The following is a 26,405-nucleotide window of genomic DNA, read 5'->3' as shown; positions in this document are numbered from 1 at the left end:
CAATTGTTCACCTTTCACGCAAAAATGTGGGAACTCCATCGTTTTAGGTGGATTACGCCTTTAGTGCAGATTTGGGACTTTTTCTGTAAAAGCTAAAAAAATTTTCAAAAATTGCAAAATTTTTTTTTCTAAAGCAAACTTTTTTTACCTTATAAAGGAGAGCAGAAAATTTGCTTTTTAAGGAGAAATTTATGAACCCACAAAATTTACATAAACACAATCGAGCTTGTTTGTTCAAGCAAAATATATGGACAGTTTAATAGGAGAACAACGGGTTTTCAGAGACGAAAATATTTGCACGCACTGTTGAATAGATACAGAAATGTGATTCTTTGGGGACTTTTGAGAAGATGGAGAAGTGTCAAAAGCTTAGGTTTGAAGTCGGACAGAATTTGCAGAAAATTTTTATTCCCGAATAACGAAGACTGGATTGAGCTTGGGTTCTTGCAGACTGGCTTGGCATACAAAGACCGCTCTTTTACTCTTTTGTTGGTTGACCTTGCCGAATGGGACATAATTCTCCCCAGCAGATTCTTCGAGAATGGAGTTCCCACCCCGGTGACCACGATTGCGGGGGGAGCTTACCTTTCCAAGAGAAAAGCAACTCGCTACAACAGACTAAAACGACACAAACCTGACGAAAAGAAAAGAAGAAAAACGAAATAAAAACAGAGCAAACCTTAAAAAGCAAAAAACAATAGGGCATAGTCATAAATTTACAAATCTTGCAAAAACTTTCTTTTAGAATAAAAATAAAAATTTTAGAATACTCTAAAACTCAAAAAAAGCATCTACTTCTTTTATAGATTCTGAAATATTTCCAAGACGAATTTTTCCAGATACCTTTCCAAAGATTTTAAATTTTTCAATTGGAAAAAATTTTCCAGGTATTTTTTGAACGATATAATTCTCAGGAATAAATCGCAATTCACAATTTGAATTTTTCATAGTACAAGTTTTCTGCGACTTATTCAAATTAAAATCAAGTGACTGAAACCGTATAGGTTTTCCATTCTTCCAAACAATATTTTCTGAATGATTTTTCTCATCCAATCTATTAGAAAAAAAGCCTGCTATAGTTTGAGATTTTTTTTGAGAACCAAGAAAATATAGGCTGATGTATTGTAGATCTGGACAATTCCCTGCGGAGAAAAAACTAATCAGTTTGTCTGTCTTGGGTGAAAAATCATAAACCTTGTCGTTCCAGCTTACAACCCCTTGGCAAGGATAACCTATTGCCCTTTCAGAAAAAATTTTTCCTGAAGGAAATTCTAAGATTGAGCTAACCTTATTTACATTTTTTTCTGAAAGATTGACCAGTGTGTCTAACTGTAGGTTAATAGATGGGTCGATGATCGAAGAATGTAAGTATCCATGCTCTAACGTTAAATCGGATCGATAACTAAATCGAATTGGATTTTTATCGAAAGTCCAAAATCCATTTTCTGGATATCCTTGGAATGAAAAACCTCTCTGCAAAAAACTTTGATAATTTCTGTGTAAAAATTGCTTTTTTCTTCTATCGTATAAAAACACATTACCCAGAAAATAGAAACCGCAAGCCACTAATGACATTCCGATCAGCACTTCTTCTGCAATAATGATATTTTCAGACAGGTTTAATTTTTGATACAACCCGGGATTTTCTAAAAAATTTTTTGTTTTTAATTTTAATTCGTTTTCAAATAATTTAAAGTTTAAGCGAAAATTTTCATTTTTTTTTAGTCTAATAGCCATAAGCAATAAATTATAGAATGCTTAATATAATTCAATCAAAAAAGTTAGAATAAATAAAGTCAAAAATGTGTAATTTTGTGTATTTTTCTGGTAAAATTCGAGTTAAAAGATAGACATTCTAATAATTAAATAAAATATGAAATGATAAGATCAAAAATGCTAAAAATGAATAAAAATGAACAAATTCCAGAATTTATAGGAGAGGACAGTATCGTTCCTCACTTTCAACCTATTATTCAAACATCTACAAGAAATATTATAGGCTATGAGGTGTTGGGCAGACAATTCGTACCGCCAAACGAGTATAAATCTTTAGGCCCGAAGTTCCACAACCCCAAAGAAAATATTGTCGAAAACATCAATATTGACAGAATCATAAGAGAAAAAGCGGTCAAGCAGCTAAAAGAATCCGGGTCAAACACCCAGCTTTTTTTTAATATGATGCCAAACCAACTCTCAGTCATTCACACAGAAGATTTTATGAATCCTGAAAGATTCCATATCATTCAATTGGCTGAAAAATATGGTATAAATAAAAAAAATATTGTAATCGAGATTACAGAAGAAGAGTTTCAAGGGGAAATAGAAAAGCTAATTCGCTTAGTCAATGTGTTTAGAAATTATGGGTTTAAAATAGCCATAGATGACATGGGAGTGGGTTCATCCAGTTTGGAAAGAATCGGCTATATCCACCCAGATATAATAAAAGTTGATATAAAGATTATGAGAGAGAGTTTAAACAAAGCCTCTTTTCGACAAGTCTTGAATGCGATTTCTAAGATGTCTATAAAATTAGGATCTGACCTGTTGTTTGAAGGAGTTGAAACCGAAGAAGAGTTAATTTTGGCTCTTTCGATGGGAGCAAACTTACTTCAGGGATTTTATTTTTCTAAAGCCACAAAGGAATTTCAAGTCACCTCCCATTTCTCGAAAAATTTAAAAACTATCTTAGAAAAATTTAGTGGTCTTCGGTTTCTTGAAATTGCACAGGATTTCCAAAGACAACAAGAAATTGTAGATAAACTTTCCAATATACTCAAAGATATCGAAAAAAAGGAAGGAGACGAACTTTTCCGTTATGTCTCGGAGGTTTTGAGAACATTTCCAACAGATATTAGCCACATATTTTTTTGTGATCTACACGGGTATCAAATCACCCCGACTTATGAAAGAAAAGAGAACTCTGAATGGAAAGAAATTATAAGTGACATAGGGAATAATTTTGCTTGGAAGCCGTATTTTGCCCAACACAAAGCAGAGGTTTACCACTTCAATAAAAAATGGGGAGTCACCGAGCCTTTATACGATCTACAGACCAGAAAGCAATATGTCATATTTACATTTTCCATTACTGAATCAGTTATCCTAATTGCTAAGGTAATTTTAGACACATAATGTATCGTATTTAGTGAAAATGTATTCAAACTTTGCTTCTATGTTTTTTTTCTATGTCTCACACATAAAAACTATATCAGAATAATTCTAAAATAGTCTAACAAATAGCATCAAAAGTTTTTTCTGCTCTTCAAAGCCCTGATTTTCTGAAAGGTGTTTTCACGGTAGTGTAATCGAAAAAACTGGTAATGGAGACTTTTATTTGGCAGAACTACTCAATATTTCTAATCTTAGTGCATCTATAAACGGAAAAGAAATTCTAAAAGGCGTAAACCTGAAAATACAAAAAGGTGAAGTACACGCGATCATGGGAAAAAATGGTTCAGGAAAAAGTACCCTATCTAATGTCTTAATGGGTCATCCCTCGTATAAGGTTACATCCGGTGACATTTTTCTAAATGGAGAGTCGATACTTTCACTTTCAGTTGATGAGCGTGCAAGAAAAGGAATTTTTCTTTCGTTTCAATACCCAACTTCCATCTCAGGTGTAACGGTAGTCAATTTTTTGCGGACTATTTTAAAATCTATCCGTGGAAAAGATATCCCGGTTAAAGAATTTCGCAAAGAGCTGAAAGAGAAAATGGGACTCTTGCAAATAGATGAGGCTTTTATTACAAGATATGTGAATGAAGGTTTTTCAGGTGGAGAAAAAAAACGCCATGAAATCTTGCAGATGAATTTAATGAATCCTATATTTGCGATACTGGATGAAACCGATTCTGGTTTAGATATAGACGCGCTAAAAATTGTTTGTGAAGGAATCAACAAATTTCATACAAAGGAAAATGCAATTCTTTTGATAACCCACTACCAGAGAATGCTTTCTTATGTTGTGCCTGATTATATTCATATATTTATTGATGGGAAGATTGTCAGAACAGGTGGAAAAGAGCTGGCAATGGAATTGGAAGAAAAAGGGTATGAGCACGTTTTGGGAGATTTCGTGAATACGAAGGAATCACAGAATTGAGTTTTCAAATCTCTAATTCCCAAGACACCCACTCCAAAATCTTTATACTTTCCGAGAAAACGGAATGGTTAAGAGATTTTAGAAAAAGAGCTTACGAAAAATTACTAAATTCAGAATTTCCAAATTCAAAAATGGAAGTTTGGAGAAAGTTTCCCTTTGAAAATTTTCATCCTTCTGATTTTGCGTTTTTCCACGATCTCGTAAATATTGAATCAAAAGAAGAAGGCGTTATACTAAATACCTTCTCGAACACAACGGGTGAGAAAAGTAACACATTAAAAAAAATATTAGAAGAGATTCTTCTCCAGTCTTCTGGAGATTTTTTTAAGATGTTCAACTTGGCTTTTTTTTCATCTGCTTATTATCTGGAAATTGAAGGCAAAGAAATTTCACAACCAATTATGTTAAGATACAGTCTATCAAAAGATAGCAATTCTATTTTCCCTCTTACAGTTGTAAATGCAAATACTTATTCTAATACCAAAATTGTTGAAGATATATCCACAAAACATGAAAAATCTCAAATTTTTATAAATTCTTTTACTTATATTCTTCAGAAAGATTCTTCTAATGTAACTTATATAGCTACAGAAAATTTTCACTCTACTGCTATTCATTTCCGAAACATCTACGCGAAAATAGGGAAAGATTCAAATTTTACAAATTTTTATTTTAACAAAGGAGGCTTTAAAGGCAAAACAGTAATTGAATCCGATATAAATGGAAGTGGAAGTTTTGTAGAGACGTTAGGCGCAAACGCACTCACAGGAAATGAATTTTTAGATACTGACATACGAATCAACCATAATGCAAACAATACCAGCAGCAATTTACTTGTTAAAATAGTAACAAAAGATAAATCTCACCATGTATTTACTGGAAACTTAAATATTCCAAAATCTTCCGCAAAAGCTATTGCCACCCAGATGAATAAAAATCTTATTTTACATAGAACCTCCCGTGCAGAGTCTATACCTAAACTCGAGGTTTTTGCGCACGATGTAAAATGCTCTCATGGAGCAACTGTGGGAGAGATTCAAGAAGAAGAATTGTTTTATCTATTGTCGAGAGGATTGAAAGAAGACGAGGCGAGGTCTTTAATTGTTGAAGGATTTTTATCAGAGGTCTTGGATAGGCTTCCAATCGAATCAGAAAAAGAGAGCATGAAAAATTATATTCACGAAAAGTTGTTTGGAAATGATAAAGAAAAATAAAGAATCTCTCCAAAGATTCGAAGGATGAAGAATGCAGTTTGACCCGCACAGAATCAGAACAGACTTTCCGATTCTTTCGACTACTATGAATGGAAAGCCTCTCGTATTTTTGGATAGTGCTGCCAGTTCTCAAAAGCCATTTCAAGTTATTGACGCAATTGATAAATACTACAAAGAAGAAAATGCAAATATCCACAGAGGAGTCTATCAACTTTCACAGAAGGCTACAGAGCTATTTGAAAAAACCAGAATGAAAGTTGCAAGGTTTATTGGAGCAAAATGCGCAAAAGTTATTATATTTACAAGAAACGCTACTGAAAGTATTAATTTAGTGAGCCAAAGCTGGGGCAGAGCGAATATTCAAAAAGGAGATGAAATAGTCTTAACTGAGTTAGACCACCATTCCAATCTAGTTCCTTGGCATCTGCTCGCAAAAGAAAAACAAGCTACTCTGAAATTTATTCCTTTAAACGAGGACTCCACTCTGAATTTAGACTGCTTAGATAAAATAATTACAATGAAAACAAAACTCATTGCAATCTCACAGATGTCTAATGTAACAGGGACTATTCATGATATTCAGCCCATTGTAAAAAGAGCAAGGCAAGTGGGTGCGTTAGTTCTATTGGATGGGGCACAAGGTGCAAGCCATCTCCCTACAAATGTTGAAGAGTTAGATGTTGACTTCTATGCTTTCTCTGCCCATAAAATGCTTGGGCCTACAGGTGTGGGAGTTCTTTACGGAAAAGAAGAAATTTTGGAACAAATGCCGGTTTGGTTAGGTGGTGGAGATATGATTGCCGAAGTTCAAAAAGACTTTTCCACTTATGCAGACCTTCCTGCTAAATTTGAAGCTGGTACCCCAAATATTTCAGGCGTGATTGGATTCTTTCATGCTCTTGAATATTTAGAAAATATCGGTATGAATGAGATAAGACTACACGAAAAAGAAATTACTTCTTATGCCTTAGAGAGGCTTAAAACTTTTGGAGGACTTACAATTTACGGGACGAGCGACCCTGAAAATTGTGGTGGGGTTGTATCGTTTAATTTTCCAGGAGTTCATCCTCATGATGTAGGAAGTATTTTGGATGAAGAAGGAGTCGCAATTAGAGTTGGCCACCATTGTTGCCAACCTTATATGAAACTACTTTCTATTCCAGGAACTTGCAGAGCAAGTTTTTATCTTTACAATACAAAAGAGGATATAGACAATTTCATCAAGTCACTGTATAAGGTAAAGGAGATTTTTGGACGTGTCCTTAAGTAACGATTTATATAAAGAAGTGATCATGGATCATTTTGAACACCCAAGGAATTACGGCTCCATTGCAAATGCCCATATTCATGAAAAAGGAGTGAACCCACTTTGCGGGGATGAATTAGAAATTTTTATGAATATCGAAAATGGAATTGTAAAAGAGGTAAAATTTCAAGGCAAAGGATGCTCGATTTCTCAATCTTCTGCATCAATGATGGTAGATGCAATTGAAGGTAAAACAAAAGAAGAAGCTATGAATCTGATTAAAAAATTTAAGGGAATGATTCTTGAAGATCAAGAACCTGACTTTAATGAAGAGTTGGAAGACCTTAGCTCACTAAAAGGAGTAAAGAAATATCCTGTTAGAGTAAAGTGTGCTGTACTTCCGTGGAATACTTTAGAAAAGGCGTTTCAATCATGATATTAAAAGAACCGATAACCGATTTAGAAAAAACTTTATATGAATCTATTCGATTAGTTGACGACCCAGAAATTGGGATTTCTCTTATGGAGCTTGGTCTAATCTATGATATTAGAATAGAAGGCAATAAGGTTTTTGTAGAGATGACTCTTACCAGTTTGGCCTGCCCCCTAGGTCCTCAGCTTCAATCCGAGGTGTATAACGCATGTCTCCGGGTCGATGGGATCGAGGATGCAGAAGTGAACATTGTTTGGAGTCCTAGATGGGATCCAAGAGAAATGGCTTCCGATGAAGCAAAAATGGAACTTGGATTTTACTAATATAGAATATTTGCTAAGCGGTAGGAGCCAACAACAGAAAGCTTATTCTATTTTAACAAATCATCAAGTACTAATAAAACTCAAACTATTTGATCCCATGCTGGTTGGAACAATTCCAATAGGTATTGATGTCGAAAATAGCGACCTTGATATTATTTGTTGTTTTACCAACAAGGATGAATTTAAAAAGTTGATCACAGAAAATTTCAAAGATAAAAAAGATTTTACAATCAGGGAGAAGCAGGATTTAAACGTATCGACAGTTGTAGTCAACTTTGTATTAGAAGATTTTCCAATTGAGATTTTTGGGCAGAATATCCCTACGAAAGACCAGCTCGCTTACAGACATCTCTTGGTCGAATACAAATTACTGAAAGAAAACGGAGAAAAATTCAGACAAGAAATTATTGATTTAAAAAATCAAGGATGTAAGACAGAGCCTGCTTTCACTAAAGCACTTGGTTTGATAGGCGATCCTTATATTGAGCTCTTGAAATGTGGGGATCCAGAAGATTGATGATGGAGGCCTGAGGATGGAAGTAGAGAAATTAAATATCTTGTTCAGATAGATTTCCTTCCCTATGGAATTTTTTATTTTGAGCATAATTTATGGTATTACACACTTTATATTAATTCGAAACTTTTTATGCAAAAATGTGGGAACTCCAACCTAAAAAGCCGAATTCGGGAATTATGTCGCATTTAAAAAATCCTAACTAAAATCAGTAAAAATTTTCCAGAATCAGAGATTGGAGAGTATTTGAGGATACTCTCCAATTTTTATGCCACTCAAAGCTGCCATTCTCACCTACAAAATTTGTAACTGAAAAAAAAGCGGTAAACTTCAAGTCCAGTTTTTTGGCAACAAATGCGAGTCCAAATGATTCCATGTTTTCAAAATTCAAATTCTCTAAATTAGAAATATATTTTTTTTCAATGGTTTGAATGGTTATAGAATTCGTAGAATTTGTAATACCTGCTTTTAGGTTTTGTGATTTTATAAAATTTTTGATTTTAATAGAAGAATCTGTTTGAATATTTTTTTGAATTAGATCAGGTACTTTTACAATCCCATAGCTCTCAGCAATTTCTTGATAGATAAAAGTATTTGAATAAACGATTTCCCCGATCGTATGCTTTTCTATATCATAACTACCACAAGAACCACAAAAAATTATTTCCGGAGTACTCTTTTTGTCGTAGATATATTTTTGCAGTTGAAAAATAGATTCCGATATTCCAACCCCACTCACTAATACCGGAAAATTATTTCTTATAAGTAAGTCAACTTCTCCTTCAAATGCACCACAAAAAAGTAAATTCTTTGTATCAGTCATCCTTAGAAGATCTGTACATGTCGTCTATTTCTTTCGCATACATATCAAAGATAACGTTTCTCTTTAATTTCATCGTTTCAGTCATTTCTATACCTTTTTCAAATTCTTTGTGAAGAATATGTAAATTAGAAACTTTTTCAAATACTTTAAATCCGGGGTCATTGTTAACTTTTTCTTTTATGATGTCCTTATAAAATTTTACAATTGCAGGATCTTTATTCCAATCTTTTGGATCTGTTTTTATATCCTTGCCCATTGTTTTAAAATGCTCTTTGACTGCATCCCATGCTGGAACAATAATTGCTCCAAGGTTTTTCCTGTCTTGACCTACTACGATTACTTGATTGACAAAATTCGACTCAGCCAATTTCCCTTCGATAGGTCCCGGCTCTAAGTTTTCTCCACCCGATAAAACTATTGTATCTTTTGCTCTACCTGCAAATTTTAACTCTCCTGTAGTAGTCCAAGTCAATATATCTCCTGAATCGAGCCAACCGTCTATTAGTGTAGCCTTAGTCTTTTCTTCATTTTTATAATACCCGATTGTTATATGAGGACCTTTGTGCCAAGCGACTCCTTTATCTCCAGGCTTAGTCACCACTCGATTTTTTTCGTCTAATAATTTCACTTGAACTCCAGGCATAACCTTCCCTATGGCTCCAATCTTAGGCCATATCGCAGCACCTAAACACGAAACACCCGTGGTCTCAGTCATTCCATACGTTTCAATAATTGGAATTCCAATCGATCGAAAAAATACAGATACATTTTCAGGCATGGCCCCTGCACCGCATAACGCAAATCTCATCTGTCCGCCCAATACATTTCTAACTTTTTTCATAATTATCTGTGCAATTTTATTCAAAGGAAAAAATGGTATCAAAAGAATTGCGGCAACTATTCTATTAATCATTTTTTCAGATTCATTTTCAGGGATTGTGCTTACATAATTGTCCAGAGCTGTGTCTAAAAGATTTCTGTATTTCATTACTACAAAATGAGCAAAGTTGAATAATTTTTGATTTATAGGTGGAGCTTTTTTCACGTTGTCGAAAATTTTCTTGTACATACCTTCCCAAAGTCTTGGAACAGATACAAGAACAGTAGGTTTCACTTTTTGAATATCTTGCGGTATAGTCGGAATCGAGCTTGTAGCCATAGAAGCACCCCAAGAAATTAGAGCGGTCTCGAGTAATCTTTCTGCGATATGCCAAGGAGGCAAAAAAATCAAGGTTCTATCTAAATAGGAAATCGGTAAATAATTCTGCAATTGATGAATTTCCCAAGTAAAAGCTCTGTGAGTAAGCATTACACCTTTAGGTGCACCTGTCGTTCCTGAAGTATAAATTATAGTAGCCAGATCCATTAACTCACAGGCTTCCCCTCTTTTTTCGTATTCTTTTGCACCCTTCTTTTTAATAAAACTTTCTCCGAGTGCGATTGCTTCTCTTAAAAAAATAAATTTTGCTTTGGAGAGTTTCTTTTTGTGCTCATCTAAATTTTTAAACTTATCTTCGTTCTCGATTAAAATTACTGTTTTGATATGTGGGTATTCGTCTCCGAAGTTTGTAATTTTTTTTAGTACTTTTTCATTTTCTAAAATTACAACTCCTGCCTCAGTGTGATTTAAGATATATTTTATATCTTCTGGAGTAGCATCACACCCTCTTGGAACATCTACTGCTCCAATAGTTACAACTCCTAAGCTGCAAAGCAACCATTCATATCTGTTATCACAGAGGTAGCCGACCTTATCTCCTTTTTTAACACCTTCAGAAATTAAATAGCAAGAGAGTTTTTTTAAATCCTCATACCATTCTGCATAGCGAATTCCGTTATACTCCCCGGATTCATCCTTCACCCAATACATGGGCCTTTCTGCGTAAGTAGTTGCAACGTCTCGAATCAGGTGATAAACACTTTCTTTTTCCATTTTCTTTTTCCGTTAAGTTTAGGGTGGTCTAAAAAGAAAAATACGAAACTACTGAAAATCTATCAATCCTTTTCTTTCGTCAAAACCAAACATTAGATTAATATTTTGCAAAGCCTGACCTGCCGCACCTTTTACTAAATTGTCTAACGCAGAAACTAGAATTAGGATATTTTCCTCTACTTTAAAACCAATATCTAAAAAATTCGTATTTTGCACATTTTTCAACTCAATTTCTTCGGGAGAATTATAAAATCTGACAAAAGGCTCGTTTCTATACTGATTCAGTTCTTTCTCAATCTCTTCTTTTGAGACACTTTCTTCAAATTGAATTACAATTGTAGTCAAGATTCCTCTATAAATTGGCAACAAATGAGGAGTAAAAATTATCTTAATCTGTTTATCGCTTCCAGCTCTTGAGTATTCTTCCATCTCTGGAAAATGTTGGTGATGGAAAATCTTGTAGGCTCGAAAATTTTCATAGGTATTGGTAAAAGTGAATCCTATATCTTCAGTCCTACCCCCTGCACCGCTTACCCCCGACTTAGAGTCAACCACTACAGGGCAGTGAATTTTTTTTCGTAACTCCCCTAAAAAAAACAAGGGTAGGATCACAGAAGTGGAATAACAACCCGGGTTAGATACAAATCTGGAGTTTTGAATTTGTTTTCTAAAAATTTCAGGTAGCCCGAACACTACATCTTTCATTAATGAAAAAGAATCGTGCTGCAACTTGTAGTATTTTTCAAAGATTTCCCGATTGTGTAGCCTGTATGCTCCTGATAAATCAATCAGTTTGTAACCCTTATCCAATAATTTAGGGGTAATCTGCAAGGAGACATCGTTTGGGACTGCAAGCACAACCAAAGAATCTTTTGGGATTTCGTCTTCGTGCTTCTTAAACACAAGATCTTTCTTATATCGAGTAGCAGGAAATACCTCCGAGAGTTTTAATCCCGGAGTTTTATTGCTTGTGATATGGGAAATTTCAATATTTGGGTGGTGAGTTAATAGAGAAATCAGTTCTTTACCGGTAAGCCCTCCGGCACCGATGATAGATACGTTCATTTTTTAAGAGTCCTACTGCAAACTGTTTAAAAAAAAGCCGAGCTTTTTAAGGCTCGGCGTTCATAGTTTCTAAAAAGAAAGCCTTTTGTCTATTCTATCCGGTGGCTTCAATTGCTTCAAGCTCTTCTTCTAGTCCGGAGTTCTTTTTTTGCGAATTTTTTTCACTTTTGTCAGATTTTTCCGAATTTATGGTCTTGACAGAATTTGCAGGCGTTTTAGGTGCCGATTTAGGAAGATCGTTTAAATCTCTTATCTGATCCTCTATTTTCGCAGCAATTTCTGGGTTTTCTAATAGGAAAGTCTTTGCAGCTTCCTTTCCTTGCCCGATTTTCTCGGAATTGTAAGAATACCAAGAGCCACCCTTCACAATCAAGTCGTGCTTTACTGCTAAATCTATTAATGACCCCTCTCTCGATATGCCGGAATTGAATAAAATGTCAAACTCAGCCTGCCTAAACGGAGGAGCGCACTTATTTTTTACTACTTTGACTCTTACCCTGTTACCGTAGGGGTCTTCCTTATCTTTCAAAGTCTCTATCTTACGAATATCCATCCTTACGCTTGCATAGAATTTTAGCGCATTTCCACCAGTTGTAGTCTCGGGAGAACCAAACATTACCCCTATCTTCATCCGAATTTGGTTAATAAAAACCACAGTAGTATTGGACTTTGATATAGTACCAGTCAATTTCCTGAGAGCTTGCGACATTAGTCTGGCTTGCAAGCCCATGTGGGAATCCCCCATATCCCCTTCTATTTCTGCCTTAGGTACAAGAGCCGCAACCGAATCTATCACGATTATATCGATTGCATTACTCCTAACCAAAGATTCACAGATTTCTAAGGCTTCTTCACCTGTATCCGGTTGAGCTATGAGCAAATCTTCAACGCTTACGCCAAGTTTCTTAGCGTAAGAAGGATCCAAGGCATGCTCTGCGTCTATAAAAGCAGCGATCCCCCCTTTTTTCTGTGCTTCGGCAATAGCCGAAAGCATCAGTGTGGTCTTTCCAGAAGATTCAGGTCCGTATATTTCAACTATCCTGCCTATAGGAAGCCCACCGATCCCAAGAGCTATGTCTAAATCCAAAGAGCCTGTAGAAATCACAGGAATCACAGTAGATTCTGTATTTCCTCCAAGCCTCATTATCGAGCCTTTCCCGAATTGTTTCTCTATCTGACTTACCGCTGCGTCGATAGCTTGTTTTTTTTCGTCATTCTTTGCGTTTTGAAATTCTTCAGTTTTTTCTTCTTTTGCTTTCTTCATTTTTCCTGTTCCTTACTCGTTTCTATATATAGGTAAATTTTTTAAAGTTTGGTAAAAAAAATTTTCTACTATTTTCGTCTTTTCCTCAAATTTTTCACTTTTGGAATAATTTCATTCTATAATACCACACAGACAAATTTTGCTAAAAAACTACAAAATTTTTAAAATCTATGCAATTTTTCCAAAAAAAATCTACTAAAATCAAATTCTCTGCACCAAGCTCGTCCTTAAGTAGAATATATATAAACATAGTAAATTTTTAGTAGAATTTTGTATAGTGTTTTTTTAAAAAATTTTACCTTTTTTTGTTATTTTGATTTTACTTGCTTTTCTAAAAATTGAAGCCTTTCTTCTTTTTCTTTAGAATTCCATTCTTCCCCTGAAAATTCTTTGTATTGGTATGCAGAGGTAGTGTAGTTAGGAGGAGGCTCTAAATATTCCCAAAGAGGCTCTTTGTGAGTTCCGGAAATTTCCTTTCCCTCAGTCATCGCCTTATTCACCATAGAAGGGGTTACGGGAGAATTGTTTCGCTTTCCTCTTATTTCTCTTACAAGATAGGGACCATCAATTCTTGAATCTTTGATAATTTTCCCGAAAAACTGAAAGTCAATTTTTTGTGCTCCTGAGTCAATATCTCCTTCCCAAGAACTTGTAGCTACAAAATCCTTATCCTCACCGGATCCTTGGATATTTGCGTCAAAATGGTAGTACCCTTTTTTTAAGATATTCACTGGAACTGTCACTACAAGGCTACCGTCTTTTATGCTATCTCGAATACCTGATTTGAATTCAGCAACAGGGATTGGTGTGCTATACCAAGTTGCCCTCTGATTGTGGGGTTTCCCTCCAATTTCCATATCAACTTCAAGAAACATATCTCCCCAATCGTTGGATGTAGGTCGAAGAAGAAAAGTATATTGGTTGTCTCCCTTAGCTATGTCTCCATTTGTTCCATCGTCCCCAAAATGAATTACCGGAAGAGAAGGGATAGATTCTCTAAAAGGAATAGTATAAACTTTTGGTACAATTTTAGTGATCGGAAGCAGTTGTCCTTTTTGATCGTTACAACTCAAGAATACGTGAAAATCTTTCTTCCCGACTGAAATAGATTTTTCTGGAGTGAGTTTGCACTGGTGATCTGTAAACACAGCTGGTTTTTCGCATCGAATTCCACCTTCTTTAGTTGGAGAACATTGAGACGCAGGAACAGAAATAATTCCGATAGCCGGACGCTCAGGGTTATAAGGGTCAGTGAGGTCAACTTGTCCTTTGTGAAGTGGGCGAGAAAAGGGTGGGTATTGAGACCATTTTTTATAAAATTCCAGCATCTGCTCTGCATCATCTGTAATAGTTTCAAATCCCGTATCCCCCAATTGCTCCAAAGTCGGGTCTTTCTTAAAGCTCATATATTCGGACTCGGAGGTTTTTGATTTTTTTTCGGAGGGTTTATCGGGTGAAAATATCGCATACATAGCAAGTAGTACAATAAAAACGACTGAGGCTGCGATTAGATATTTATAGGCTTGTTTCATTTTACTTCCTTTCTTCATGGGTATCAATTAATTTTTCTATAAATGGAAACTTTTTTGCAAGTATAAATTTAAGACGATTATTTTATTTTTCTTCGGCGAGTTTTTTTAGATTCGTCATAGTACTAAAAGGTGTGTCCACTACAGTGGTATTTGCAAGCCAATTCGGAATACTTCCTCCCGGCTCCAATATCAATTGATAAATAGCACGAGTCTTATTGGAATTTATGGAAATAAATCTCCAATACCCCTTTACCCTTGGAACTCGAATAAAATCCTCCTGAGGAGGGATAAAGTCCGGCTTCCCATCCAATTGGATTAATATTTCTTTTGTGGCAGGTTGCCTGATGATTTTAGAATGAATGACCATATCTCTTTGTTGAGTTATCCAAGACGCACCATTCACGAGATAAGTAATCCTTTCGTTTTTATTAATTGTTTTTAAAATTTTTGCTTCTTGGCAATTGTGCATCCATGTAGGGTAAGTTGATACATCTTCCATTATAATAATAAATTTATTGAGTGGTGCATTGACTTCCATCTCGGCTTTGAATTCTTTTAAATTGGACTCTTTTGTGTATCTTGTAGAAACTTTGATTCCGTCTTTATTTTTGGAAATATCCCAGGCGTATAATTCGATTTGAAAAAAAGTAAAACACAGTACTAAAATAATAAATTCCAAAGAAATGATACTTTCAATTTTTCTAAGCAAAATCCAACACCAAAATCGTAACATCGTCATTGAAGACTTCACGTCCGGACCACTTAGACAACTCTTTTTCAAAAAGCAGAGTAATTTCATTTGCGTCTAAATTTAAGCTTGATTGTAAAATTTCTTCAACTCTTTTTTCACCAAAAATATCATTTTGCCGATTTAAAATTTCGATTACCCCGTCTGTATATAAAAACACTCTGGTATTTTTCTCAAGAGTATATTCCACTTGTTTATATTCACTGTCTGGAAAAACTCCTACAACCCTCCCTTTTATTTCTGGTATAAACTTTTCCCCCGTATTTCGATTCAGTACAATCGGTGCAGGATGACCCGCAACTGACAACTTCATAATTCGAGTTTGTGTATCATAATACATGTAAGCCGCCGTTAGAAATTGTCTTGCAGTTTTTCCTACCAATATTTCATTAATCCCTTTCAATAATAGAGTAGGGTCTTTTGCGTTATGCTTTTGCATGGAGAATGCAATCTTCGTCATAGCAGAAATCATAGCTGCAGGTATCCCGTGCCCGGAAACATCTCCTATAAAAACTCCTAACCCTTCATCTCCCATCCAATGGAAATCATAATAGTCTCCACCAATCTCTGTCATAGGGAGATATAATGACGCATAACGTATATTAGGAATCTCAGGAAAACTATCCGGCAAAATCCACTTCTGGATTTTCGTAGCTATTTCCAACTCCTTTCTATAAGAAATAAATTTTTCATTATTGCTCACTGCACGCTTCAACTCTATCAAGGTTTCTATTCTTTTTAAAAGCTCTTCTCTTTCAAACGGCTTACTCAAGAAATCGTTTGCTCCTGCATCAAATCCTGCCACTATATCTCGTATCTGCTTTCTGGCTGTTAGCAGTAGAATCGGCATTTCAGTCATTGAATATTTTTTCCGAATATGCCTACACAATTCATAACCATTCATTCGCGGCATCATCACATCAAGAATCGCCAATTCTGGGCATAGACCGTCTTCGATTAATTTCAAGGCTTCTAACCCACTGCTTGCAGAATGAATATCGTACCCTTCGAGATTCAACTGATTAACTAAAACGCGTATATTTATCGATTCATCGTCAACGACCAAGATTTTTTTAGAATTCAGATCTTTTTGTATTTCAAAGTTAGTTTTTTTATTTGAAGGATTAACTTCTCCCTCTGAAAAATCACTTCTTCCGTATAGAGTTTCACTTTTTGATATTTGCGTATCTCGTGAAATAGGTATTGTAAACGTAAACGTAGATCCCTTACTTTCTTCTGATTGAACTCGAATATTCCCACCTTGCAATTCTATAAGTTTTTTTGAAATAGAAAGTCCAAGACCTGTGCCCCCGTAAATTCTGGAAATAGAAGAATCTACTTGTTCAAAAGCGTTAAAAATCTCTTTTTGTTTTTCTTTAGAAATCCCAATTCCTGTATCTATAATTGATACCTCTGCATGATCTCCGTTTGTACCGACAATTACTTTCACGCTACCCGCATCTGTAAATTTAATTGCATTGCCAATTAGATTAAATAAAATTTGTTGAAGTCGATTCTCATCTGCTATAACCGAAGGAAATTTTTCAGGAATTTTATTTTCTAAAATAATATTTTTTCCCTTCAATAAACTTTTGCAAATAGTCAGAGTTACATCTACAATTTGATTCAGGTTTAGCGGGTGAAGGTTCAACTCTAAATCATGATTTTTTAGTTTAGAGAAATCCATAATGTCATTAACTAAATTTGAAAGTTTCTTTCCACTGTCTTTGATGAGAGAAAGATTTTCCTTTTGAATATCGCTAATTTCTCCTGTAGCTCCATGAATCATAGAATCTGCAATTCCTATTATTCCATTTAGAGGTGTTCTCAATTCATGGGAAGTGTTTGCAAGAAACTCATCTTTTAATTGATCCAAGTTTACCAACTTTTCATTTTGCTTCTCTAAGTCATAAGACAACTCTTCAATTTTTTTAAATGCTTTGGAAAACCGAACAGATAAAAGAAAAGACTGTGAAAATACGAAAAAGAAAAATCCGTAAGTACCCAAGTAGGAAGAATAAATTATTTGACTTGTGTATAATATATCGTTTACGACGCATCCTATAAAAACTAGTAATCCGGTAAAAAAAGATTTTGCTCCTTCTCTTTTTCTTTTCACGGCATGAACCATTACCCAAGTTATATAAAGTATGGCAATAAGAGTCACGACCATCATTGCATTTAAAGTTTTTGTATAAATTATAGCTGGTGCTAATATAACAATTAAGGTAAAAAGCACACTAACAGTTAATAAAATTCGATATAGTATTTTTTTTGATTCTCTTGGGAAGATGGAGTTTAAGAAGAAAAGAAAAAAAGGCGTTCCAAGATAAAAAGTCAAATACTCAATTTTTAAACCCACAGGCCAAGTTAAAAAATGAAATAAACGAGAAGACAAAACCTCTCCGGTCAACAAAGTTCGTATCCCCATCAATAGACAGAAAAATCCAAAGTACAAAGTTGATCTATCGTTTCTTCTTAAAGAATACAAGCCGAAATGGTACAACCCGATAATTAAAAGACTACCAAACAAAAATGAATCAAGAAAAATATTCTTCTCTCTTAAATTGGCGATTTCATCCTCATCACCAATAAGAATCGCTTCGCGTATCCCTCCCTTCGCATGATGAAAATTAGAAACGTGTACAATAATTTCATAGGCCCCGTCCTCGCGAAACGGAAGGTGAACAATCTGTGGATAGTAGCTGGGGTGAGAGGAGTCTTCATTCACTCCAAAATCATTTCGTTGAATGATTTTTTTTCCATTCACAAAAAAATCAAAAGCACTATCACTGTGTATTCTTTTTAGGGAGAGAGGAGTTTTAGAATTTGTCTTCACTATCAGGCGATAACTAGCGTAGCCTTCTCCACCAAGTTTCATTCCTGCAATCTCGGTATTGTTCCAAATTCCTGGAACTTGTATGAACATTTTTTTCTCTTTGGTAAATTCATCTCCACTATAAACAATTTCATTCCAATAAAATTCCCATTCTCCTGAAAGAGAAATAGGATTTTTATTTTCAAAAGCCCATTCTCTTGCATCGAAAACGCCTTGAATAGCTTTAGGTGGAGTTATATTCTTGTCGTATTTTGAACAAGAAAAAATACCTACTGTTAAAATAACCCAACTCAACAAGGTTTTCATGTATCCTTCTCCGAAAAAAAAGAAATATACTGAATAACAGACGCAATATACAAAAAAGCAGTTTCAATTTTTAATATATTTTTACCAATACAATACCCACTGACTCCTCTCTTGCTCAATAACTCGATCTCTTCTTTTCTGAACCCGCCTTCCGGTCCAATAATCGGAACACGATTTTTTATTTTTTCTTCGGATATATTTTCTTCTGACAAAGGGTCCAAATAAAAAAACTTTTTTCCGGAATCCAATAACTTTTCTAATTTTTCATATTTTTGGATTTTAGGCAGGAAATGCCTTTTTGATTGAGAGGCAGCTTCTTTAATAATTTTTTGTGACCTATCTAAATTAAAATCTTTTCTTTCTGATTGCATGAAATTCACAAATAGAAATCGGCTCACTCCGATTTCTGTGCCTTTCTGAATCAAAAAATCCAACCTTTCTGATTTTGGAATTGCAGTTGCGATTTCAATAGCATACTCTTTCTCTTGAAAGATTTTTTTATTTCGTAAAATTCCTTTTTCTGAAGACTCTTGAACATAATAAAAAAAAGAATTCCCACTTCCGTCTCTAAATTCTACTTCTTTATCTTTGTGAAAAATTCTAAAACTTTTTAGATGTTCTATTTCTGGCTGCAATAAAGTAATCTCATTTAACAAATCTGAATTCTCTCTAAAAAAAATCATCTTCCTATTTATTGATATTGGCTACATCGAATAAAGACTTATTCGATATAGCATCCCTAAGAACCTTATAGAAATCAATTATAGAAATAGTTTCCGTAGAAACATCGAACATTTTTAAACTCGTAAAAAAAGGCATTTCCAGAATTTGACGATTTTTTCCAATCCGAATCATTCTTTTTATAGAGTAAAAAATCCTAAACAAGAGATTTTCTATATTATAAAAATCCAATATCTTGATTTTTTTTCCATCGCTTCTGAAATATACAATCGGCTTTTTAAAATTATAAGAAATCATTAGATTCAAAATTAATTTCATATATTTCTTCCAATGATTTCTATATATCGTTTTGAACGATTGAGCATACTTCTATTTATTGAGATTGGCTGATTCAAAAAGTGACTTGTCCGGGATTACATCCCTGTCTATATCCAAATACTCCAAAACAGAAATACCTCCCGTATTCAAATCAAGCATTTCCAACCTCGAAGGGAACTCTACCTCTGAAGTAATGTTTTTACTTTTTATGCGTAACTTAGAATACTTAAAATTTAATGTTTTAAAAAGGACACCATCTTTATCATGGAAATCAATTCTTGTAGGTCGTAAAATCGGATTCTCAAACAGTAACACTAATTTTTTATAACTATAGCCAAGGATAGGCTTTAGTGACACCCTCAAATAACTTTTACCACTTATATCTTGATTCCCCAATATGATTGGGTTGTAATTCACCTGATAAGAATAACCAGACAAATCAATAAAACTAAACCCAGTCGTAAAATGGGGCTCAAATTTTTCTTCTTCATTCTTTTGAAAAATTTTAGCAGAATTCGCATTGTATAAAAATACCCGATCGCCTTCATCTTTAAATAAAATTTTTGCTTCAAGCCCTCGCCCACCCCTCTCAAACAAATACAATGAGTCGTCCTTATTTCTGAATATATTGACTTTCCAAGTAGTGCTGTCTCCAGAGCGTTTAATAAGAGTCAAATTGGCTCGAACCAAACCTTGACCCAGATTGATAGTTTGGTCCAACCTTGCGATCATTTCTTGTGCGGTTTTTCCGGTAATCGGATCAGAAAAAAGTGAATCAGAAAAAGCTGATAATACAATCATACTCGCTATAAATAATATTTTTATAAATGGCATACCTGCAAAAAGTCTTTTTTTGAAAAAGCAATTGTTCAAAAAGCCAATAAAAGTGCCATTTTCTAGCGTTGTAAAAAGCCCTGAAAGGGGTTTTTGCAGTAGCGTCATAAATTTCGCCGAATACAATCTATTTTCTTTCATTGTCTATTCAAAATACCTTTTTACTCAACACGCATGACAGGGTTTACATAGGAATAAAGCCCATGAACAGATCCTTGCATTTGAGCAGACTCTGATCTTCTTTCAAATCTAAGACTCCCATCTTTTAACGCATTGTGAAGATCTGAAATATTTCTATACCCCATATCTTGAAGTGAAAGTTTTAAACCTTGAACTAAATACGGAACAAAATTAATCACTGAGCCTTTATCTGCAACTGCACCACTAACGCCTTGTGCTACTTTTATCTTAGGGCTTTCGCTATAATATCTTTTCTCTCCACCTGCCTGCATTGCTTCAAGACTTGCCATACCTCTATATTTTTTTAGACGAACCCCATTTTCATAAAAGTATTCACCCGGCGCTTCGTTTGTTCCTGCAAACATAGACCCCATCATACAAGTCGAAGCACCTATTGCTAAAGCATTTGCAATGTCTCCAATATTAGAAATTCCTCCATCTGCAATTACAGGCACTCCAAAACGAGACGCATAGCTTGCAGTCATATACACTGCTGTAGCTTGCGCTCTTCCCACTGCCATAGTATCTTGTGTAATACATATCGAGCCTGGTCCCATTCCTACTCGAAGTCCGTCAGCACCTGCATCTATAAGGCTTTTGCATTGACTCTTGGTTACAACATTCCCACCAATGATCTCTAACTCTTTAAAACTATTTTTCAAAAATCGAATCATCTCAATCTGATACTCTGAATTACCTTGAGCAGAATCTATTACTATCACATCTACTCCAGCCTCAGCAAGTGCAGCAGCTCTTTCTCTAGATTCCGGTAATGTAGAAATTGCAGCTCCAACTCGTAATCGTTTATTTTGATCCTTTGATGAATCTGGAAATTCTTTATTCTTCTTTAAATCACTTCGAGTTACAAGAGATACAATCCTGCCTTGTTTGTCTGTCAAAGGTAACTTTCCGATTTTTGTGATCTTTAATTTTTCATTTGCTTCTCTCAAAGACAACCCAACAGGGCCCGTAATCAGATTCGTAGTCATCACTTTGCCTAACATGATTGTACGATCATTCTCAAAATCTACGTCCCTGTTTGTAACAATTCCAATTAGTTTAGAATTTGATGTCCCATCCTCTGTAATAGGAATACTGGAAAACCCATACTTTTCCTTGATCTCATCTAAGTCCTGAATCGTATTATTAGGGCCAAGCACCTGAGGGTCAGTGATAAACCCATTTTCATATCTCTTCACCTTCTGGACATGCCCAACTTGGGATTCAACCGTATTGTTGTAGTGAACAATTCCAATTCCCCCTTGTAAGGCTAAAGCAATCGCCATCGAAGATTCTGTTACTGTGTCCATAGGAGAGCTGATCAAAGGTCTCTTAATCGTAATATTTTTGGTTAATTTTGTTTCTAAATCTACATCCGACGGGTTAAAATCAATAAACCCCGGAAGAACCAAAAAATCCCTATAAGTCAGCCCAATCTGATGATTAAAAAGCTGCTCGCCTGAAAGTCCGTCTAAAATAGACTTGTCATATATTTCTTTTTTTGACATTATTCTACCAAATATTTGAATATGAGTAAATAGTTTAAAATTACAGTAATTAAAGCTATAATTTTTTAAAAAAAGAGGGAATTTCTTTGGATATATCTGAAAGGAAAAAAAGAGAATCTGAGTTAGTTTCAGAAACTGCCAAAAAAAAGCATATCATTTCCAAATTTTTAATAAAGGCAGAAATGAATATAAAAGGCGCAAATAGCAACTCTACAGCTATTATAAAAGAGCTTTCGGCTGACTCATCAAAAATCCATGTTTGGATAAGCGAAAATCGCGACCTAAAAGAAGGTGAAAAAATCATTCTTTTCAAAGTTCTAGCAAGGTACATTAGCCTTCAATGCACTGTTTTAGCTCAAAAGCCCCAAAGCCACTATATTATGCAGATAGACTCAATTACTATTGCAAAAAAAGATAGAGAAGATAAAAGAATACAACCTCCAGCAAATACAGTCTGGGTGACTAATATTCGTACAAGTAAAACAAATATCGATGCAAGCCTTTACAATATCCCAACATTCGTAAAAGTTAATTTTGCAGATTATGAAACAAAATTGAAAGCGAGTTGCGATATCGTAAAAGTAGATGTATTTTCGGGGGTGGACGAAAAGCTAAACTTAGTCCGAAGATCAGGCAAAACTATCTTTATCGAAAATACATCAGATAAGGATTCTTATAAAGCTCTGAATGATGATTTTATAGATTACGCTGAAGAGCTGGACGATGAAATTTCACAAGTTATCAATGACTACAAAGCTAAGAAAATCGTATCTGAAATGATCGTTCCTGTCATTTATGTAAACCATGACCAAGTTGCAATTCCAATTGGATACATTCAGATGCAAAGTAAAAGTACTCCATTTGATTTGGGGAAGGTTATGGAAATCAAAACTCTCACTTTTGAGATGGTTGATAGAATTAGAGAATCAAACACCTCTATCAATACAGAAAAATTCCCGGTCACAGACCTATCTTCCGGTGGACTTAAAGTAAAAATTGACAACAAAGAATTAATAAACGAGTTACCTAAACACGCCGGGTTCACATTTGATATATTTTTTAAAATGCAGTCTCCTTTGACTACATTCGGTCTAATCCGGTCTGTTTCAAAAGATATAGACGGGAATATATACCTTGGGATAGCCCTCATGGGAAACTCAGCAAGACAGGGAGAGAAAAAAAGATTCTTGGATAACCTGAATGCCCTAAAAAATACGATTAGAAAGCCCGGCTCTTGAATTGCCTGTTTTAGCAGGGTTCTTTTCTATTCGTCGGGTTTGTGTCGTTTTAGTCTATTGTAGCGAGTTGTTTTTCTCTTGGAGAGGTAAGAACCCCCCGCAATCATGGTTACCGGGGTGGGAACTCCATTCTCGAAGAACCTGCTGGGGAGAATTATGTCCCATTCAGCAAGGTCAAGCACTAACAGAAGAGTAAAAAGAGCGGTCTTAGTGGTGCCAAGCCAGTCTGCAAGAATCCCCAATTCAATCCAGTCATCGTTATTCGGGGTAAAATTCTTCTTCTGCAAATTTTGCCCGACTTCTTGATACGCTTTCTTTACTCTATCCATTTTCTCAAAAGTACCCCAAAGAATCACATTTCTGTATCTGTTCAGCAATGCGTGCAAATATTTTCGTCTCGAAAAACCCGTTGTTCTTCTATTGAACTCGTCCATGTATTTTGCCGGAACAAGCAAGCTCGATTGTGTTTCTACATATTTTTCTGGGTTCATAAATTTCTCCTTAAAGTAAATTTTTCTGCTCTCCTTTATAAGGTAAAAAAAGTTTGCTTTAGAAAAAAAATTTTTGCATTTTTAGAAAATTTTTAGCTTTTACAGAAAAAGTCCCAAATCTGCACTAAAGGCGTAATTTCTTGAAATCCCCTAAAAAAGTGGAGTTCCCACATTTTTGCGTGAAAGGTGAACAATTGGTATAAAGCATGCACTTTACTGAAAAGAGTGGAGATCCCACATTTTTGCACGAAAAGTGCAAAATCTGCACTAAACGCGAAATTTCAAAAACTCTACTAAAGATCAAAACCTCATCCTAAAAAATAAAACCTATTTAGAAAAGATTCTACCTCCACTATTTCCGACCTCAGACTTCAAGCATCAGTCCTCCGAATTGGAGTTCCCACATTTTTGCATAAAAGGTTCACAATTGGTATTAAGCACACACTTTACTGAAAAGAGTGGAGATCCCACATTTTTGCACGAAAAGTGCAAAATCTGCACCAAAAGCGAAAGCTCAAAAACTCTATCTACAAGATAAAACTAATTTAAAAAAAATAACCAACTTCACTATTTCAGTCCTCATCAGCCAAAGAATAGTCCCATATAAATGCAACGCCCGACCAATTTGAAAATTAATGATCTACAAATTGATTTTTAGGAGATAGGATAATTAAATCTTCTGGAGAAGAAAATTTAACAGGTTTAGACAAATACAAATAAAAATGCTTCCTATTTGAATTAAAAACATTTTTAATCCCACTTTCTTTGGGGAAAACTGCCCTTACCTGCCACGTAAATTTTCCTTCCGACAAAGAATCAAATTGTTCAAGAGTTATAAAATTTTTAGAAATTTCTGTCTGAAAAACTAAGGTTTCTCCAAATGTTCTATTTTGATAAATTTCAAAAATATAAAAAATCGCCTTATCAATTTTAGTCCATTTAAACTGGATAGAATCTGTATATGAAATATCCAATGAGTGATTGTTTGTAGGCTCTAAAAGATTTGGTACGAGAAACAATCCGGTAAACTGATTGTCAGCCAAAGAACTCCAGCTCGACCAGAGGTACACTTCTCCATTTTTACCGATTATTCCAAATCGATATTTATGCTCTCCTGTAGGAATTTCTAAATCAAATTGATTCGTAAAAAATTTCTTTCTGACTACAGTGTGTTGCAAATCATTTCTGACTTCAATTTGAAAACCAAACTCAGTTTCAATATCTTTCAAAGATACTGTATATTTTTTTACATTTTGTGCAAAAATGTTGAACGAAATCAAGATAGAAAAAAATAAGAATCTCATACACCCTTAGGCTAATTCAATTATCGGAAAAATGAAGATAATTGTATCCAAATAATTCTCAAATAAAAACTCACCGGATTTAAAATTCCAGAATCAGAAAACACAATCTGGTTATTTTTGTCTAAAAACAGAGTGGTCGGAAAACCTTTTATTTCAAAACTTTTCAGTATTTCGGGGGAACCTTGAAACACGGGAAAATCAATATTATTCTTTTGAATGTAGGCTTCTAAATTTTCTTTAGACTCACCTTCTTCTATAGATAAAAAATAAATCTTATCTTTAAAAAAAGAATAATTTGATTTTATAAAAGGCTGGTTTAGCTTGCACACCCCACACCATGTAGCCCAAAAATACCAAACCTTCACTTGTTTTAGAGAATTGTCATTTTGTAAAATAGAATTTTCGCTTAGCTTACCCAAGATTTCTAGATTCGGTTTTCCTCCTCCCCGAAAAAAAGAAATTACAATAGAAATAGTTAAAAATACAATTAGATAGCCAAAAATTTTAAAGATTTTTTCTTTTTTCATTGGTGCAAGTGAAAGTTAAAATCTATATTTGAATACATAAATACAGTAACCATAATAAACCAGACAAGCCCGGAAACGAGTACACTTGCATCAGTTAATATAGCCTTACTCGGATTGTGTCCCATATTTTTTATGTATATTATATACAAACTTCTAAATATTGCATACACTACTACAGGGATTGTATAGACTAACTTATCTGTTCCGAGATTTGCGACAGTAGATGGACTCAAGGTGTACATTACATAGCTCATTAAAGTAAGTGATGCGACAATTCCCATCATAAGATCCAAAAAATTCGTAGAATATTCTTCTAAAATTTTTCTGTGAGATTTAGCGTTATCTTCAAGAAAAGTCAATTCCCCTCTTCTTTTGCTAAAACCCCAAAATAGGGAGAGCATAAAAGTACAAAGTATGAGCCAAGAAGAAAAGCTTACCTTGACTACAATTGCACCGGCTATCGCTCTAAGCACAAATCCTATGCTAATACTCATTACGTCCAATATAACTATATGCTTCAAATATTTACTGTAGGCTAAATTAAATACAAAATAGAATAAAAGTATGAAAAAGAAAATCGGGTCTAATTTGTAAGCAAACACCAAACATAAGGGTAAAATAATCCAAGTAATGATTAGTGCAAAGCCCGGATCCAATTTCCCCGAAGCGAGCGGTCTGTGCTTTTTTTCGGGGTGAAGAGAGTCTTCATGTCTGTCAATATAGTCGTTTATCACATATTGACAGCTTGCAACAAGTGAAAAAATTAAAAAAGCCAATACACTACTCAGTATAGCAGATGAATCAGATAGTTTTTTTCCAAAAATCAAACCTGCAAAAAGAATCGAATTCTTTATCCACTGGTGGATCCTCATTAATTTTAAATATTGAAATACCATTTATTTAATAAATTTCCCTTTAGCTGTTGCCTTGAATATACATAAAATACGCTGAATTTCTGTCACTTGTATTTCGTATTTGTTAA

General features: G+C 34.6%; 25 protein-coding genes. 9 read left to right on the top strand and 16 right to left on the bottom strand.

Features of this window, described 5'->3' with window-relative positions:
- Nucleotides 1-294: 294 nt before the first annotated feature.
- Nucleotides 295-666, top strand: a complete 372-nt coding sequence (locus HS129_01435) for a hypothetical protein (protein ID MBE7410718.1) — start codon at nucleotides 295-297, stop codon at nucleotides 664-666.
- A gap of 105 nt (nucleotides 667-771) precedes the next feature.
- Here HS129_01435 and HS129_01430 read toward each other — a convergent pair whose 3' ends face one another.
- Nucleotides 772-1,737 (bottom strand): DUF2804 family protein, encoded by a 966-nt coding sequence (locus tag HS129_01430; protein MBE7410717.1) that lies wholly within the window; start codon nucleotides 1,735-1,737, stop codon nucleotides 772-774.
- 156 nt (nucleotides 1,738-1,893) lie between these two features.
- Here HS129_01430 and HS129_01425 point away from each other — a divergent pair, with 156 nt between their 5' ends.
- The 7 genes from HS129_01425 to HS129_01395 all read left to right on the top strand — a co-directional run bounded on the left by HS129_01425 (nucleotide 1,894) and on the right by HS129_01395 (nucleotide 7,835).
- On the top strand, nucleotides 1,894-3,132 hold the full coding sequence (locus HS129_01425) for an EAL domain-containing protein (GenBank protein MBE7410716.1): 1,239 nt from the start codon (nucleotides 1,894-1,896) through the stop codon (nucleotides 3,130-3,132).
- 202 nt (nucleotides 3,133-3,334) lie between these two features.
- Nucleotides 3,335-4,102: a Fe-S cluster assembly ATPase SufC gene (sufC, locus tag HS129_01420; protein ID MBE7410715.1), complete on the top strand. Its 768-nt coding sequence runs from the start codon at nucleotides 3,335-3,337 to the stop codon at nucleotides 4,100-4,102.
- On the top strand, nucleotides 4,099-5,316 hold the full coding sequence (sufD, locus tag HS129_01415) for a Fe-S cluster assembly protein SufD (protein ID MBE7410714.1): 1,218 nt from the start codon (nucleotides 4,099-4,101) through the stop codon (nucleotides 5,314-5,316). Before sufC ends, sufD begins: the two co-directional genes overlap by 4 nt.
- 31 nt (nucleotides 5,317-5,347) lie before the next feature.
- Complete coding sequence (locus tag HS129_01410; GenBank protein ID MBE7410713.1) at nucleotides 5,348-6,586, top strand: cysteine desulfurase; 1,239 nt, start codon at nucleotides 5,348-5,350, stop codon at nucleotides 6,584-6,586.
- Nucleotides 6,573-6,998: an SUF system NifU family Fe-S cluster assembly protein gene (locus HS129_01405; protein MBE7410712.1), complete on the top strand. Its 426-nt coding sequence runs from the start codon at nucleotides 6,573-6,575 to the stop codon at nucleotides 6,996-6,998. Before HS129_01410 ends, HS129_01405 begins: the two co-directional genes overlap by 14 nt.
- Nucleotides 6,998-7,318: a DUF59 domain-containing protein gene (locus tag HS129_01400; protein ID MBE7410711.1), complete on the top strand. Its 321-nt coding sequence runs from the start codon at nucleotides 6,998-7,000 to the stop codon at nucleotides 7,316-7,318. The genes HS129_01405 and HS129_01400 overlap by 1 nt, the downstream gene beginning before the upstream one ends.
- Nucleotides 7,287-7,835 (top strand): DUF4269 domain-containing protein, encoded by a 549-nt coding sequence (locus HS129_01395; GenBank protein MBE7410710.1) that lies wholly within the window; start codon nucleotides 7,287-7,289, stop codon nucleotides 7,833-7,835. Before HS129_01400 ends, HS129_01395 begins: the two co-directional genes overlap by 32 nt.
- Nucleotides 7,836-8,040: 205 nt before the next feature.
- Here the strand turns inward: HS129_01395 and HS129_01390 are convergent, their stop codons facing one another.
- The 11 genes from HS129_01390 to guaB form a co-directional block, all read right to left on the bottom strand.
- The gene (locus tag HS129_01390; protein MBE7410709.1) at nucleotides 8,041-8,655 is read right to left on the bottom strand and encodes a hypothetical protein; all 615 of its coding nucleotides are present in this window, start codon (nucleotides 8,653-8,655) and stop codon (nucleotides 8,041-8,043) included.
- The gene (locus HS129_01385) at nucleotides 8,648-10,588 is read right to left on the bottom strand and encodes an AMP-binding protein (GenBank protein ID MBE7410708.1); all 1,941 of its coding nucleotides are present in this window, start codon (nucleotides 10,586-10,588) and stop codon (nucleotides 8,648-8,650) included. Before HS129_01385 ends, HS129_01390 begins: the two co-directional genes overlap by 8 nt.
- A 48-nt stretch (nucleotides 10,589-10,636) precedes the next feature.
- On the bottom strand, nucleotides 10,637-11,653 hold the full coding sequence (locus HS129_01380; protein MBE7410707.1) for an N-acetyl-gamma-glutamyl-phosphate reductase: 1,017 nt from the start codon (nucleotides 11,651-11,653) through the stop codon (nucleotides 10,637-10,639).
- A 94-nt stretch (nucleotides 11,654-11,747) separates the two neighbouring features.
- Complete coding sequence (gene recA, locus HS129_01375) at nucleotides 11,748-12,917, bottom strand: recombinase RecA (GenBank protein MBE7410706.1); 1,170 nt, start codon at nucleotides 12,915-12,917, stop codon at nucleotides 11,748-11,750.
- Nucleotides 12,918-13,225: 308 nt separating this feature from the next.
- Nucleotides 13,226-14,449 (bottom strand): hypothetical protein, encoded by a 1,224-nt coding sequence (locus tag HS129_01370; protein MBE7410705.1) that lies wholly within the window; start codon nucleotides 14,447-14,449, stop codon nucleotides 13,226-13,228.
- 82 nt (nucleotides 14,450-14,531) lie between these two features.
- Nucleotides 14,532-15,158, bottom strand: coding sequence for an START domain-containing protein (locus HS129_01365; GenBank protein ID MBE7410704.1), 627 nt, complete (start codon nucleotides 15,156-15,158; stop codon nucleotides 14,532-14,534).
- Nucleotides 15,151-18,342, bottom strand: coding sequence for a SpoIIE family protein phosphatase (locus tag HS129_01360; protein MBE7410703.1), 3,192 nt, complete (start codon nucleotides 18,340-18,342; stop codon nucleotides 15,151-15,153). Before HS129_01360 ends, HS129_01365 begins: the two co-directional genes overlap by 8 nt.
- Nucleotides 18,339-19,025: a 16S rRNA (uracil(1498)-N(3))-methyltransferase gene (locus HS129_01355; GenBank protein ID MBE7410702.1), complete on the bottom strand. Its 687-nt coding sequence runs from the start codon at nucleotides 19,023-19,025 to the stop codon at nucleotides 18,339-18,341. Before HS129_01355 ends, HS129_01360 begins: the two co-directional genes overlap by 4 nt.
- A gap of 4 nt (nucleotides 19,026-19,029) precedes the next feature.
- Complete coding sequence (locus HS129_01350; GenBank protein MBE7410701.1) at nucleotides 19,030-19,341, bottom strand: hypothetical protein; 312 nt, start codon at nucleotides 19,339-19,341, stop codon at nucleotides 19,030-19,032.
- A gap of 51 nt (nucleotides 19,342-19,392) precedes the next feature.
- Nucleotides 19,393-20,175: an outer membrane lipoprotein-sorting protein gene (locus HS129_01345; GenBank protein ID MBE7410700.1), complete on the bottom strand. Its 783-nt coding sequence runs from the start codon at nucleotides 20,173-20,175 to the stop codon at nucleotides 19,393-19,395.
- 161 nt (nucleotides 20,176-20,336) lie between these two features.
- On the bottom strand, nucleotides 20,337-21,863 hold the full coding sequence (gene guaB, locus HS129_01340) for an IMP dehydrogenase (GenBank protein ID MBE7410699.1): 1,527 nt from the start codon (nucleotides 21,861-21,863) through the stop codon (nucleotides 20,337-20,339).
- An 86-nt stretch (nucleotides 21,864-21,949) separates the two neighbouring features.
- Here guaB and HS129_01335 point away from each other — a divergent pair, with 86 nt between their 5' ends.
- Nucleotides 21,950-23,101, top strand: a complete 1,152-nt coding sequence (locus HS129_01335; protein MBE7410698.1) for a DUF1577 domain-containing protein — start codon at nucleotides 21,950-21,952, stop codon at nucleotides 23,099-23,101.
- 26 nt (nucleotides 23,102-23,127) lie between these two features.
- On the opposite strand, the gene HS129_01330 is transcribed toward HS129_01335, so the two are convergent.
- From HS129_01330 to HS129_01315, 4 genes are all read right to left on the bottom strand, one after another.
- Nucleotides 23,128-23,592: a DUF1564 family protein gene (locus tag HS129_01330; protein ID MBE7410697.1), complete on the bottom strand. Its 465-nt coding sequence runs from the start codon at nucleotides 23,590-23,592 to the stop codon at nucleotides 23,128-23,130.
- 632 nt (nucleotides 23,593-24,224) lie between these two features.
- Nucleotides 24,225-24,896, bottom strand: a complete 672-nt coding sequence (locus tag HS129_01325) for a hypothetical protein (GenBank protein MBE7410696.1) — start codon at nucleotides 24,894-24,896, stop codon at nucleotides 24,225-24,227.
- Nucleotides 24,897-24,916: 20 nt separating this feature from the next.
- Nucleotides 24,917-25,423, bottom strand: a complete 507-nt coding sequence (locus tag HS129_01320) for a TlpA family protein disulfide reductase (protein MBE7410695.1) — start codon at nucleotides 25,421-25,423, stop codon at nucleotides 24,917-24,919.
- The gene (locus HS129_01315) at nucleotides 25,420-26,319 is read right to left on the bottom strand and encodes a decaprenyl-phosphate phosphoribosyltransferase (GenBank protein ID MBE7410694.1); all 900 of its coding nucleotides are present in this window, start codon (nucleotides 26,317-26,319) and stop codon (nucleotides 25,420-25,422) included. The genes HS129_01320 and HS129_01315 overlap by 4 nt, the downstream gene beginning before the upstream one ends.
- Nucleotides 26,320-26,405: the final 86 nt, after the last annotated feature.

Source organism: Leptospiraceae bacterium, assembly GCA_015075105.1.
In the GTDB taxonomy this organism is placed as follows: domain Bacteria; phylum Spirochaetota; class Leptospiria; order Leptospirales; family Leptospiraceae; genus JABWCC01.
Note: the sequence above shows the minus strand (reverse complement) of the source record. Positions and strands in the feature narration are given on the sequence as shown.

What these genes read in the sequence shown, in the direction of transcription:
- HS129_01430 (MBE7410717.1), bottom strand. Translation starts at nt 1,737, where the DNA reads ATGGCTATTAGACTAAAAAAAAATGAAAATTTTCGCTTAAACTTTAAA.
- HS129_01425 (MBE7410716.1), top strand. Translation starts at nt 1,894, where the DNA reads ATGCTAAAAATGAATAAAAATGAACAAATTCCAGAATTTATAGGAGAG.
- HS129_01410 (MBE7410713.1), top strand. Translation starts at nt 5,348, where the DNA reads ATGCAGTTTGACCCGCACAGAATCAGAACAGACTTTCCGATTCTTTCG.
- HS129_01395 (MBE7410710.1), top strand. Translation starts at nt 7,287, where the DNA reads ATGAAGCAAAAATGGAACTTGGATTTTACTAATATAGAATATTTGCTA.
- HS129_01390 (MBE7410709.1), bottom strand. Translation starts at nt 8,655, where the DNA reads ATGACTGATACAAAGAATTTACTTTTTTGTGGTGCATTTGAAGGAGAA.
- HS129_01385 (MBE7410708.1), bottom strand. Translation starts at nt 10,588, where the DNA reads ATGGAAAAAGAAAGTGTTTATCACCTGATTCGAGACGTTGCAACTACT.
- HS129_01380 (MBE7410707.1), bottom strand. Translation starts at nt 11,653, where the DNA reads ATGAACGTATCTATCATCGGTGCCGGAGGGCTTACCGGTAAAGAACTG.
- recA (MBE7410706.1), bottom strand. Translation starts at nt 12,917, where the DNA reads ATGAAGAAAGCAAAAGAAGAAAAAACTGAAGAATTTCAAAACGCAAAG.
- HS129_01370 (MBE7410705.1), bottom strand. Translation starts at nt 14,449, where the DNA reads ATGAAACAAGCCTATAAATATCTAATCGCAGCCTCAGTCGTTTTTATT.
- HS129_01360 (MBE7410703.1), bottom strand. Translation starts at nt 18,342, where the DNA reads ATGAAAACCTTGTTGAGTTGGGTTATTTTAACAGTAGGTATTTTTTCT.
- HS129_01355 (MBE7410702.1), bottom strand. Translation starts at nt 19,025, where the DNA reads ATGATTTTTTTTAGAGAGAATTCAGATTTGTTAAATGAGATTACTTTA.
- HS129_01350 (MBE7410701.1), bottom strand. Translation starts at nt 19,341, where the DNA reads ATGAAATTAATTTTGAATCTAATGATTTCTTATAATTTTAAAAAGCCG.
- HS129_01345 (MBE7410700.1), bottom strand. Translation starts at nt 20,175, where the DNA reads ATGCCATTTATAAAAATATTATTTATAGCGAGTATGATTGTATTATCA.
- guaB (MBE7410699.1), bottom strand. Translation starts at nt 21,863, where the DNA reads ATGTCAAAAAAAGAAATATATGACAAGTCTATTTTAGACGGACTTTCA.
- HS129_01330 (MBE7410697.1), bottom strand. Translation starts at nt 23,592, where the DNA reads ATGAACCCAGAAAAATATGTAGAAACACAATCGAGCTTGCTTGTTCCG.
- HS129_01325 (MBE7410696.1), bottom strand. Translation starts at nt 24,896, where the DNA reads ATGAGATTCTTATTTTTTTCTATCTTGATTTCGTTCAACATTTTTGCA.
- HS129_01320 (MBE7410695.1), bottom strand. Translation starts at nt 25,423, where the DNA reads ATGAAAAAAGAAAAAATCTTTAAAATTTTTGGCTATCTAATTGTATTT.
- HS129_01315 (MBE7410694.1), bottom strand. Translation starts at nt 26,319, where the DNA reads ATGGTATTTCAATATTTAAAATTAATGAGGATCCACCAGTGGATAAAG.